General features: G+C 64.0%; 8 protein-coding genes. 3 read left to right on the forward strand and 5 right to left on the reverse strand.

The genetic code is table 11. The features are described from left to right. Window positions 1-271 precede the first annotated feature (271 nt). The gene (locus VLU25_04970; GenBank protein ID HSR67272.1) at window positions 272-3,565 is read right to left on the reverse strand and encodes a glycosyl hydrolase; all 3,294 of its coding nucleotides are present in this window, start codon (window positions 3,563-3,565) and stop codon (window positions 272-274) included. Window positions 3,566-3,714: 149 nt separating this feature from the next. Between VLU25_04970 and VLU25_04975 the strand changes: the two genes are divergently transcribed. Then, window positions 3,715-4,302, forward strand: coding sequence for a hypothetical protein (locus VLU25_04975; protein ID HSR67273.1), 588 nt, complete (start codon window positions 3,715-3,717; stop codon window positions 4,300-4,302). A gap of 15 nt (window positions 4,303-4,317) precedes the next feature. Here VLU25_04975 and VLU25_04980 read toward each other — a convergent pair whose 3' ends face one another. After that, on the reverse strand, window positions 4,318-5,106 hold the full coding sequence (locus tag VLU25_04980; protein ID HSR67274.1) for a hypothetical protein: 789 nt from the start codon (window positions 5,104-5,106) through the stop codon (window positions 4,318-4,320). A 214-nt stretch (window positions 5,107-5,320) separates the two neighbouring features. Between VLU25_04980 and VLU25_04985 the strand changes: the two genes are divergently transcribed. Beyond that, window positions 5,321-5,983 (forward strand): helix-turn-helix domain-containing protein, encoded by a 663-nt coding sequence (locus VLU25_04985; GenBank protein ID HSR67275.1) that lies wholly within the window; start codon window positions 5,321-5,323, stop codon window positions 5,981-5,983. Between the two features lie 4 nt (window positions 5,984-5,987). Here VLU25_04985 and VLU25_04990 read toward each other — a convergent pair whose 3' ends face one another. The 3 genes from VLU25_04990 to VLU25_05000 form a co-directional block, all read right to left on the reverse strand. Then, entirely contained in the window at window positions 5,988-7,583 is a 1,596-nt protein-coding gene (locus VLU25_04990; GenBank protein ID HSR67276.1) for a serine/threonine-protein kinase, read from the reverse strand. A gap of 39 nt (window positions 7,584-7,622) precedes the next feature. Beyond that, on the reverse strand, window positions 7,623-7,949 hold the full coding sequence (locus VLU25_04995; GenBank protein HSR67277.1) for a hypothetical protein: 327 nt from the start codon (window positions 7,947-7,949) through the stop codon (window positions 7,623-7,625). A gap of 118 nt (window positions 7,950-8,067) precedes the next feature. Beyond that, a complete protein-coding gene (locus VLU25_05000; protein HSR67278.1) occupies window positions 8,068-10,530 on the reverse strand; it encodes an ABC transporter permease in 2,463 nt (820 codons plus the stop codon). A gap of 131 nt (window positions 10,531-10,661) precedes the next feature. On the opposite strand from VLU25_05000, the gene VLU25_05005 reads away from it, so the two are divergent. After that, window positions 10,662-12,086 (forward strand): sodium:solute symporter family protein, encoded by a 1,425-nt coding sequence (locus tag VLU25_05005; GenBank protein HSR67279.1) that lies wholly within the window; start codon window positions 10,662-10,664, stop codon window positions 12,084-12,086. The last annotated feature ends 434 nt before the right edge of the window (window positions 12,087-12,520 follow it).

Genomic DNA, 12,520 nt, shown 5'->3' on the forward strand with positions numbered 1-12,520 from the left:
AACGGAGGGCCGTGGCCCACAATCTATGACCTGCAGCACTAGGCCAGGCTAGTGAATCGCTCGCCCTCGGCGAGCCGGACCTGGCCTGGTGGGAGGCGCATCCTTGCGGCGATGCAGGTGATGTCGCAAGGGGGCTGGCCGGGACAACTTGGCTGGCCACCCCGCAAACAAGTCAGCTCCGGAGACTTCCAGGAACAACTGTGGGAATCGCCGCGAGGATGCGCCTCCCACGGGACTTGTTTTGCACCTCTTGTTTTTCAAGGGGCATTACCTACCTGGGCAGCCGGTTGCCTTCTACCCAGGGGGCGCCGGCTTGTTGCAAGTCCTGGCCGAGAGCATCTGCTTGGCTTCGGGCGGACTCCAGGTCGGACTTGATCTGCTCCAGTTGGTTGTTGATGATTTCGAGCTGCTGACGGTGAGTCGCCGTGGGGCCGTAGGTGGACCGCTCGATGCCCCGTTGCACCGCGAAAAGCCGCGAGCCCACCGTGGGCCTGGTCTTCTCGCCGATCTGGTTCTTGGCACGGTTGCCGAAGAGCCGCTCCTGCAGTTCCAGGAGCCTATTGCGCAGGCCGTTGAGGCGGGTGTCGAGTTGGCCCGGCGCTGCCGGCGTGCGCTGCAGAGCCGTCTTCATGGCCTGGAGGCGGGCCAGTTCGTTGCCCAGGGCCTGGTTGACCGCCGAAGCCACGCGGACGGCTCCTTCATAGGCCCTCCAGAAGGCGGCCGTCTCGGCAGGCGAGCTGCCTTCTAAGGCCCCTTCCATGAGAGGCACAACCTCAAACTCGATCGAGGCGCCCAGGCTGGTGATCTCGCCGCCCACTTCCTTGGACAGGGTGGCGGAGTAGGTTCCCGGGGCCGCCATCATTCCCGAGGGCTGGGGGCCTGAGGGCGAGCCGGAGCCCGTCCGCAGGGCCTGGGGGGACGGATAGCGCAGGTCCCAGGCCACGCGGTGCAGGCCTTTGCCGACGGGTCCGCTGACGCGGCGGACGGTATTGCCCTGGGAGTCCTTGACGATGATCCAGATCTTGGGGTCGGACTCGGCGATTTCCTGGCTGAGGGCGTCCCAGCCCGGAAAAGGTACATCCTGGCCGGCTTCCAACTGCTTTTCGGTCTCCTGGCGCCTCTGCTCCCGGGTCTGCAGTCCGTCGCGCAGGTGGTAGGTGAAGACGGCCCCGAAGGGCGGGTTGGGCGCCACGAAATGAGAGGCTCCCTGCGACCCTTTTTCATCGTCGAAGCTGAGATCGGGACGTGGAAAGTACCACCAGGCCTGGCGGGTGGGAAAAAGGGCGGCCTCGGCGGCCAGTGTCTCCTCGGAGACAGCGCGCAGGGAGCTGTAGTCGTCGAGTACATAGAAGCCGCGCCCGAAGGAAGCCCCCACCAGGTCGTTCTCCCGCCTTTGGATGGCCAGGTCGCGGAAGGAGATGGTGGGCATGCCGCCCTCCAGCTTGATCCAGGAGCCGCCCGCGTCAACGGTGAAATAGATGCCGAATTCGGTGGCGGCGAAGAGCAGTTCGGGTTTGACGTGGTCCTGCACCACCCGCCACACCAGGGTGCGGTCTGGAAGGTCGCCCCGGATGGAGGTCCAGGTAGCGCCGCGGTCGCTGCTCTTGAGCAGGTAAGGCGTGAGATCTCCGTACTTGTGGTTGTCGAGGGCCACGTAGACGCTGTCGGCGTCATGCAGGTCGGCCTTGATGTCGTTGACGAAGGCCGTGCCGGGGACGTCGGGCATGCTGCCCACTTCCACCGCCCGCCAACTGTCGCCGCCGTTCTCGCTCACCTGCAGCAGCCCGTCGTCGGTCCCCACGTAGAGCAGCCCCTCGAACTGGGGAGACTCGGCGATGGAGGTGATGGTGTTGTAGTTGGACATGGCCCCGACGTCCCAGGCCGAGTCCCAGCTCTGCTGCTTGCCCATGATGGGCAGGGTGATGCGTTCCTGGTCGCGGGTCAGGTCGCCCGAGACGGCCCGCCACTCATCTCCCCGGTTGTCCGATCTCCACAGCCTCTGGGAAGCGAAGTAGATACGGGCGGGGTCGTGGGGACTGACCAGGATGGGAGCGTCCCAGTTGAAGCGTTCGTAGTCTTCGTCGGCTCCCGGCTGGGGCTGAATGTCGACCACCTCGCCGGTGCTGATGTCGATACGCGAGAGGGTCCCCTGCTGGCGTTCGCCGTAAATGATGTCGGGATTGCCCGGTTCGGTGGCCGGCTGGTGCCCGTCCCAGTTCAGGACGATGCTCCAGTCGGAGTTCTGGATGCCGTGGACGTTGTCCGTCCGCGAGGGGCCGCCTTGGGTGCCGTTGTCCTGGGTGCCGCCGTAGATGTTGTAGAAAGGCTCGGCATCGTCGAGGGCCACTTTGTAGAACTGGGTCAGGGGCAGGTTTTGGATATAGCGCCAGTTGTCGGCCAAGTCGAAACTCTCGTAGACGCCGCCGTCGGTGCCCACCATGATGTAGTCGGGATCGCTGGGCTTGAAGGCCAGGGCGTGATTGTCGCCGTGGCGGTGCTCGCGGTTGATGCGCTGAAAAGTTTTGCCGCCGTCCACCGAGAACTGCATCCAGGCGTCCATCAGGTAGAGGCGGTCGAAGTGGTGGGGCGAGGCGTAGAGTTCCTGGTAGTAGTGGGGACCCGTCCCTCCCGAGACGGTGTCGGAGCGCTTTTCCCAGCTCTCTCCGCGGTCGGTCGAACGGTAAACGGCTCCCGTCTTGCGCTTCAGTTCAATGGCGGCGTAGACCACGTCGGGCTGCTGGTGCGAGATGGCCAGGCCGATCTTGCCCTTGGGTCCCTCGGGAAGGCCTTTGCTCAGCTTGCTCCAGGTTTCGCCGCCGTCCTCGCTGCGGTGGATGGCGGACTCGGGACCGCCCCCCATGTAGGCGGCCACGGTTCGGTGGTGCTGCCAGGTGGCGGCGTAGACCCGGTTGGGGTCCCTGGGATCGGCCACAATGTCGGTGACTCCGGTCCACTCCTCGTCCCCCAGCGTCTTCTTCCAGGTCTGGCCGCCGTCGCTCGACTTGAAGAATCCACGTTCTCCGCCCGGACTCCAGAGAGGTCCCTGGGCGGCGACGTAGATGACGTCCGAATCCTCGGGACTGACGATGATGCGGGCGATGTGCTGGGAATCTTTCAGCCCCATGTTGCGCCAGCTCTTGCCGCCGTCGTCGCTGCGGTAGATGCCGTCGCCGTAGCCCACGTGGCGTCCTCCCACGTCTTCGCCCGTCCCCACCCAGAGAACATGTGGATTGGAGGGGTCGAGGCTGAGGCAGCCGATGGAGTAGCTTCCCTGTCCTTCGAATATCGAGGTCCAGGTGGTGCCGGCGTTGACCGACTTCCACACTCCTCCCGAGCCCGCGGCCACATACCAGATGCTTTCGTCCTCGGGGTGGATGACCAGATCGGCGATGCGTCCCGACATGAAAGCGGGGCCGATGCCGCGCATCTTCAGGCCCTTGAAGGTGGCCGAATTCATACGGCTGTCCGAATCTTCCGTGTCTTGAGGCTGCTGAAGAGGAGGCGCTGGCAAGGCGGTTGCCGAGACCAGGAACAAGCAGAGAAGCAGGCAGAGGGTTCTTTTCATGACAATCCACGCTGTTGCGTGACGGCAGATTGCAGTCACTGGCTGATGTTTTGTAATTGCCCTAAAGCGATAGCCGGTCGAGTCTAGCAGAGCGCGGCCGGACAAGCCATCTTGTGAGCGCGGTCTGGGGACAGGTACACTAGCAGGTCATGAAAGCGACAAATCGACTGATTCTGCTGCTTGTGCTCGTGTTGACCGGGGGCATGGCTTTTCTTGTCGGCGCCTTCTTCCAGCCGGGCGAGTATGAAATCGACTCCATCGATTCGCGCACCTGGGTGGTGACGGCGCGCGGCGAGAGCGGCGAAACGCTGTCTTTCCGCATGCCTCCCTCGGTCTTCAAGGGCCGCTGTTTCCGGGCCAATCTGACCGGGGTCGAGGAGGGCGAGCGTTTCTCCATCGTGGGTCCTCCGGGAGAGAAGTTCGACCGCCTGCAAGTGGAAGCGGCGCGAGGCCAGAAAGGGGAGGGCAAAGGAGCCAAGGCAGGACGGTCACGGCGCCCCAATACGCGAGGTATGCAGGACTATTGCATCACCGATGTCGACTCGGCCCGGCTGACCGTGACCGCCCAATCACGATCTGGCGAGCGGATCCGCTTCAAGTTCGACCCGGCCAGCTTTCGCGGCTATCGCTTCCGCGTCCCCGGCGCGGCCGAGCTGGCAGCCGGAGAACGGTTCAGCCTGACCACTCCCAACGACGTCCCCGTCCGCTGCTGCACCCTTGAAGAGCGCTCCCAGTAGACTTGAAAGCGGCCCTCACCCAGCGGAGTTGGAGACTTCGCGGACTCGCCATTGGTCTCCCTCTCGAGAGAGCAAGGCCCGTCCGGTGACGGCTTCTCCGAACATCTCGGCCTGGTACTCGACGATGGCGTAGCCGTCGTAGAGGACGCCGCCCGTGATCTTGACGTTCTGGGGGGCGAACTCGGCGGAGTCGGCCAGCGCCTGCTCCTGCTCCTCGGTCGTGAGCTGGGCGAACATGTCACGTTGCTCCTCGGTGAGCGTACGCAGGATGGCGTCCCGGTCGCCCGAGGCGATGGCTTCCATCTGGGCCATCAGAGCCGCGCCCGGCTCCCCTCCGTCAGCAGGCAGGTCGCCGCTGGCCTTCCGGGGCGGCAGGAAGTCGGCTTCGAAGGTGACGTTCAACTGCCCGCTGAGGACTTCGCTGTCGATCTTGCCGCTGGCCTTGTGGGCGCTGATTTCGATCTGAGAATCATACTGACCGCCTCCCCCGTAGCTCAGCTCCTCCAGTTGAAGCGTAACGTTGAAGTGGTCACCCTCGGGCGTCGGCTCCACGATCAGACAGCCCCCGGGAGCAGCCTCGCAGAGAGCGTCGAGGCGATCCAGGTGTTGATCGCGATCCTGCAACTGGGGCGCTTCGGCTGCAAGCAGGATGCGCACGGCGCCGCTGGCGGCATCGCGCTCGGCCACCGCATAGCCGATCGTGAATTCACCCTCCGCCTCTTTGTAGCTACCGCTGGCCTGGCCTGCGCGCAGACCGGAAAGACACAGCGCCACAACCACGATTCCGCACCACAACTTGTTCATTGGTTTCCTCCCAAATAACGGAGTTGGCCGGACTGTGGCAGCCCGTGCCAACATTGCCGGAAGTCTAGATAGACAGTGCCGGGAAATCAAGATCTTTCTTTAGTCTCCTTCAGCGCTCCTGCGAGACCAGGCGTGAGTTGGATCACATGCTAATCGCCCCTCGGCGCCGATGATGTGGGTAGCGGCCGCCGAATGGTCGCGAAGAGAGGCTGTCATGACGCAGGACAGGCGGCGGTGCCCCAGAAAACCCCTGAAAGTCGCCGTTCAAATCAAAAGCGGTGAGGAAGCGCCGCAGAAGGGTATCACCCTCAACGTCAGCCCAGGCGGCTTGGCGGTCGTTTGCGGGCCCCTTGCGCCCGAGGACCTAGTTTCGGTCCAAGCCGGATCCGCCCTCATGAGCGATGCGCTCGTGCGCTTTCAAAAGCCCCTGGAAAACGGATCATCCCTGGTGGGCTTGGAGTTGGTGTCCTCACCTTCGGACGAGGGGCTGGGGCCCGGCGAAGCCTGGCGGCTGCAATTTCCGGGTGCGACCAACCGCTATGCCATCGACTACCATGCCCGGCTGCGCCGTCTGGAGGAGTACATCCTCGAGAATCTCGACGGCAGGATCACCCTGGAAGATGCGGCCCAGATCGCGGCCCTGGAGAAGAGCTATTTCTGCCGTTACTTTCATCGCAAAGTCGGAATACCCTTCATTCAGTGGATGCAACGAGTCAGGCTGCAGCACTGCATCGATTTGCTGCTTGAGGACGACTGCTCCGTCACCGAGGCCTGCTTTGACTCGGGCTTCGGCGATCTGCGCCACTTCCAGCGTACCTTCCGCAAGTGGACCGACCTTTCCCCAACCGATTTCCGCGGTCTGGTGGTAGCCGTCTGAGCCTTTACGCGGCGGGCGGCGCCGAACCTCGGCTGCTCCTCCCGGTCAGGTCCGGGAGGTGAAGGGCCCACCAGCGGGCGGCGTCGCTTTCGGTCCACGATTGGTCGTCGAGGGCGCAAAGGCCCTGGCTGAACGCTTCCACACTGCCGGGACGCCGGGCGGGATCCTTGGCCAAGCACTGCAGTATCAGTTCATCGAGGCCCTGAGGGATGCTCAGTTCGGTGCGCTGACTGGGCGCTATGGGCGGAGTCTGGACGTGTTCCATGATGACCTGCAAGGCGCCGGCGCCCTCGAATACGTGGCATCCGGTCAGCATCCAGTAGGCGGTACAAGCGAGGGCGTAAATGTCGGCGCGCGCGTCAAAGTCCTTACCCAGCGCCATTTCGGGAGCCATGAACTGGGGCGTGCCCGCAGTGGTGTTTTCAAGGGTCAGTGCGGTCGACTGATCGTCTCCCTCGATCTTCTTCACCAGGCCGAAATCCAAGACCTTGACGAAATCGTGCTCAAGGCCCAGCTTGCACACGTAGAGGTTGGCGGGCTTGATGTCGCGGTGGACGATTCCAGCCGCGTGGGCCTCTCGCAGCGAGGCGCAGGCCTGGCGCAGCAAGTGAACGGCACGCGGCGCGGGAAGGGGTCCGAAGCGTTCCACCAGCATTTCCAGGTCCAGCCCCTGCAACAACTCCATCACGTAGTAGAAGGTGCCGTCAGGCGCCACGCCGAAATCGTAGAGGCCCACCGTGTGGGGCGAAGTGAGGCTGGCGGTGGCCCGGGCCTCGCGCTCGAAGCGGGCCGTCAACTGGCGCCCTTGCGCTTCGTCCACGCCCAAGACTTCGGGACGGATCAGCTTGACCGCCGCCGGACGCGCCAGCATCTCGTGCTGGGCCCTCCACACTTCGCCCATGCCGCCCGCTCCCAGCCGCTCCACCAGTTGGTAGCTGCCCATCTTGCGGGCTTCGGAAACGGCGGTGCCCAGGCTGTAGACGACGTGGGCCGAAACCATGGCGATGCCCACGCACAGGTAGTTGGGAGCGACCCACAGGGCGGCTTCGGCCAGATCCGGAGAGGGCGCGCCGCCGGAGATCGCGATGAGCAGCATGAGCGGCCGCACCGAGGCTGCCGCCAGCGCCGCCAGCAGGGCTTTGCCCTTGGTTGTCGGGACCAGCAGCGGAAAACAGACCAGCCACACGCAGGTCCAGGAAATCCCGTGCCCCCAAACGGTCTCCGCCCCTTCCCACCAACCGCCCTGCCAGCGCAGTATCCAGATCTCGATTCCCAGCGCGCCCAGGACCTCGTAAGAGAGTCCCAGGTCGAGCATCAGCCAGGGATCCCAGTCCAGATAGCGGGTAGCCAGAAAGACCCCCACCGACACCACCACCATGGCCAGCCCGAAGTAGCGCTGGAACCCCTCCATGGCCACCGGCACCTTGGGGATGATGAAGTAGGCCAGGGAGACCGCGGCATAGACCAGGGCCATCATCCCCAGACGGCGCACGCCCGTTTCGGCCAGTTCGCGGTGCAGGACCGGCCCGCCCGGCTGGCTGTCGAAGCGCCGGAAGGGGGTCTGGACGTGCGGGTGGCGAGGTTCCTGGGCGAGAGTCATGAGCCGAACTTAGCACGCCCCCGGCAGGTCATCAAGATTCTACGGACTGCGCCTAGCTGCCGGAGCCGGGACTTGCTCCAGGTCAACCTGCACGCCGCCCACCATGCTGGCGAAGAGGTTGTATAGGGCTGCCGAAATGGCCCCGCCTATCATTCCTATAATGCCGTAGAACAGAGGCAGGATAATGATGGCGCCGACACCGAGAACGGCGCCGATGATGCCGCCTTCCGGCACGTCGGACATGGCCGACAATCCACCCGCCAAAGAAGCCAAGGCGAGCATGCACCCGAAAATCAATCCCATGGTGCCGTATACGGCCCCGAAAATCTTGGCCACGGAAAAAATACCGAATCTCCTGATCACCATACGAGCCTCCTCCGGCGGTCCCTGCCGCCCAGAATCAAAGATATTCGCCAGGGAAAAGGGTCCTGAAGATGTGTACAGCAAAGCCGGAGCCTAGGCAAGGCCTCAGGCGTCGTATCTTCTACTCTTGGCGCATGGCCTCGACGGGGTCGAGGCGGGCGGCCCGGCGGGCCGGCAGTCCGGAGGCGGCCAGGGCCACCGCCGAGAGGAGCGCGATGACCAGCGAATAGGTCAAGGGGTCGAGTCCGCCGGTCTGGTAGAGAAGGTGGGTCATCCACCGCGTCAGCAGGACCGAACAACCCACGCCCAGGATGACTCCGGCGCCGGTCAGCATCAGTCCATGGCGCAAGATCAGCAGGCCGATGTCGCGACGGTCGGCCCCCAAGGCGGCGCGGATGCCGATCTCCTGGGTGCGCTGGCTGACCGAGTGGGAGATGACGCCGTAGATTCCGACCATCGCCAGAAGCAGCGCGCCGCCGGCAGCCACGGCGATGAGGGCCAGGGTGAAGGTCAGGTGAGCCCTGGAGCGGGCCACCAGGGTATCGAGAGTCCTCATGTTGGCCACGGCCAGGCTGCCATTGGCCGACCAGACGGCCTCCCTCATCTGCTGATTGAGCGAGGCGCCGGCACCCGCCCGGGCGCGGACGGCATAGTCATGAGTGCGAAGTACGAATCGTTCCTGCCCCCACATGCCGGCCACCATCAGCGGCCAATAGACGGTCGGCTCCGGCTGGGCGGCCAAACTGTCGTCGCGCACGTCGCCGATCACGCCTACGATCTCCCGAGAATTACGGTCTCCGCTTTCCCTGATCCTCTTCCCCACCGCCATGCTGGGGTCGGGCCAGTAAAGACGGGTAAAGGCCCGGTTGACCAGCACGACCGAATTGGCATTGTGCACGTCGTTCCAATCGAATACGCGCCCTGAAATGAGGGGGATCTCCATGGCCTCCAGATAACCGGGCGAGATCCACTTGAAGCGGCGTCCCGGGGGCATCTCTCCGGAGGGGACGGGGAATTCTTCCACTTCCAGCAAGTCGTCGTAGGAACCCTCCTGCGCCATGGGCAGATTGGAAACCACGCCAGCCGCCGTGACCCCGGGGAGACTGCGGATCGACTCCAGGATCTGGCGGTGAGTCCATGCCACCTGCTCAGCCTCGGGTACCACGGCCTCGGGCAAATAGAGCTTCATGGTGGCGACTTCCTGAGGACGCTGGAACCCGGGTTCCACCCTGGACAGATTATAGAAGCTGCGGGCCAGCAACCCGGACCCGATCAAGAGCGTCAGCGCCAGGGCCAGTTGACCCACCACCAGCAAGTTGCGGACACGGTGATGATGACGTCCCTGGCTGCTCCCGCGCGAGCCGCTCTTGAGGGCTTTGACCAAATCGAGCTTGAGGGTGCCCAGCAGAGGAAGAAGGGAACAGAGAGCCATGCTGAGCAGCGAAACCGAGAGCGCGAAAAGCACCACGCTGACACTGATGGAGATGTCGGCCAAACGGGGCAAGTGAGAGGGTTCGAACCCTTTCAGCAGTTCGATCGCCCCTTGAGCCAGCAGCAATCCCAGTCCTCCGCCCGCTGCTGCCAAGAGCAGGTTTTCGGCGGCGATTTCTTTGCCTATTTGCAGCCGGCTGGCGCCCAAGGCCCGGCGCACGCCGAACTCCCGCTTGCGTCCTTCGCTGCGCACCAGGAAGAGATTGGCGACATTGGTGCAGGCGATGATCAGGACGATTCCCACGGCGCCCAGCAGCAGCCACAGGGCTTGGCCTGCATCTCCGATCAGCTCATCCTTGAGGGGCCGGATATAGGGTGCGAATCCTGCGTCGCGAAGCATGTTCAGGTTGAGTCCCCTGGGGAACTTCTCGGTGGCCAAAGGAATCATCCGCTCCACGTCCGCCGCCGCCGTCTCTAGATCGGCCTGGGGCTTGAGGCGCGCCAATCCCCTATGGCTGAAGTTGCTCATGCGGGCCGAATTGCGGTCGAAACGGTAGGGAACCAGGACTTCAGGCTGCAAGCCGAGAAGGTCGAAGCCAGGGGGCAGCACCCCGATCACCGTCCAGGGAATGCCGTCGATCCGCATCTGGCTTCCCAGCGCCGATTCCTGGGCCCCGAAGCGGCGTTGCCAGAGTCCGTGGCTGATGACGGCGACGCGCGGGCTTTCGGGTCTGTCATCTTCGGGGCGGAAAAGACGTCCCGCCAGGGGACGGGTGCGCAGCAAGGGCAACACGGCATCGGTGACGCGCAATCCGCGGACGCGCTCGGGACGTTCGCGCCCCTCCACGATCAAAGAAGTTGGACTGTAGAGCGCGACATCTTCGAAGGCCTGCCCTTCTTCACGATAGGTAAAGAAGCAGGCCTGGGAAACGCCGATCACCCCCTCTCCCGAGGGAGCCAGCTTGGGAGCCACGTGAAGCAGACTGACCAGCTTGCCCGACTCGGGATAAGGCAGCGGCTTGAGGACGATTCCCTCGATCATGGAAAAAACAGCCGTGACGGCCCCGATCCCCAACGCCAGGGTGAGAAGAGAAACGGCGCTGAAGAGCGGCGCATTCTTCAGTCTGCGCAGCAAATATTGGATTCTGATCATGATCAATCGTCCTTTCGATGCAGTTCTCCCCGTAAGTTTGACGGAGCGGGAGGGCACTTGGTTGGCTCCTGTTCCCGATTGGGCCAGTTTCCGCCGGGCCTCCCGGGGTGTAGAATCCTGCCTTCAATACCATGTGGTCGACTGCAGGGATCGTTTTAGCAGGCTACGTGCTGGTCATGTACGCCGTGGCCTTCGTCGCCCAGCGGCGGATTCACGATGCCGAGGACTTCCTGGTGGCCGGGCGAAGGCTCACCCTTCCGCTGGCCTCGGCCACGCTGATGGCCACCTGGTTCGGGGCGGGAACGCTGCTCACGGCAGCAGACGAAGTCCGACAAGGCGGGCTGCGGACCATCGCCCTGGAACCGTTGGGCTCAGGGTGCTGCCTTCTCATCGCCGGATTCTTCTTTGCGCGTCCGCTGTGGGAGATGAAGCTGCTGACCCTGCCCGACTTCTTCCGCCGCCGATTCGGAGGCGCCGCCGAGACCCTCTCGGCCCTCATCATGGTGCCCAGCTACTTCGGATGGATCGCCGTCCAGTTCATCGCCCTGGCGGGAATGCTGGAGCTGACTACGGGAATCGATTTGACGACCGGAATCCTGGTGGTGGCTGTGGTCGGAACCGGCTACACTTGCCTGGGCGGAATGTGGTCGGTGACCCTGACCGACTTGATCCAACTGCTGCTGATGCTGGCCGGACTCATCGTGCTGGCCCTTTCGGTGCTGGGATCGCTAGGGGCCGGCAGCATCGCGGACGGCTGGTTTCGCCTGCTGGAGGAGACTCCCCAGGCGCTGCTGACCCCCATACCCATCGAGAACGTGGAGGAAGTGCTGCGCTGGCTGAGCCTCTTCTGCGTGGCCGCCTTGGGAAACATCCCCGCCCAAGACCTGACGCAGCGCATCTTCGCGTCCCGTTCGGCTCAAACAGCCCGAAGAGCCTGCTGGTGTGCGGGGACCGGATACCTGCTTTTCGGCATGATTCCGGTCATGCTGGGACTGGCGGCCCACCTGCTGCTTCCCGCCGATCAGCAGCAGGCCATCGTTCCGGCATTGGGCCAGGCCTTCCTGAGTCCGCTGACCTTCATCATCTTCCTGCTCACCCTGGCTTCCGCCATTCTCTCCACCATCGACAGCGCCTTGCTGGCTCCGGCTTCCATCCTTTCCCTCAACCTGCTGGAGCGATTCAATCGCGGACGTCTCTCTTCAAACCTCCTGACCCGTCTCTGCATCGTCTTCATATCCGCGGCCAGCGTGGCCGTAGCCTACTTGGGCGAGGACGCCTACAGCCTGCTCGAAGACGCTTACTCGCTGCCGCTGGTAGGGCTCCTGGTTCCGCTCACCTTGGGCATCTACGGCAGGGCCTGCGGACAACGTCCCGCGCTGTGGTCGATGGCCGTCGGCGCGGGAGTTTGGGCCGTCCACTATTCCTTGGGTTGGGACAGCTTTCTGCAGCCGCTCATGACCGTCCTGGGCGTGGCCCTCCCTGTCCCTCTGGCTGCCCTGGGCTGCGGGTGGCTGGCCTATTCCCTGTCGGCGGGACGCGACAGCGGCACTTGCTAAGGGAACTTTCGCCGGACTATCGGGCCGGCAAATCAAGCTTCACCTGCCCCGAAAGCGCCTCTTGGCCGGCGGCGCGAATGCGCACCGTCACCGTGTGGCGGCGGGGTGCCGAGGGGCAAGACGCTGGAGGAATCCGGAAATCCGACGCTGAGGCGCGGCACCACGGTCAAGGGCGGATAGGCGGGTCCGCGGCGTGGATCGTAGTCGGTCACGCGGACGCTATCCCGGCCTTGCCAGGCGGCCCCCGGAGGGCAAAAGAGTGTTGGGGGTTAACGGATGGCCTTGACCCAATGCCTTTGTAACAGCTATAGTCGTTGGAAAGCCAAGGAGAAGAGGACGATCATGCCCGCACCCAAGCGAGACAAGCAGATGGATGATCCTCAGGCCCACCTGCCCCTGACGGCCCTGGCCTTCCACATTCTGCTGGCCCTGGG

It is taken from the genome of Acidobacteriota bacterium, from assembly GCA_035471785.1.
Taxonomy (GTDB): Bacteria; Acidobacteriota; UBA6911; order RPQK01; family DATIPO01; genus JANQFM01.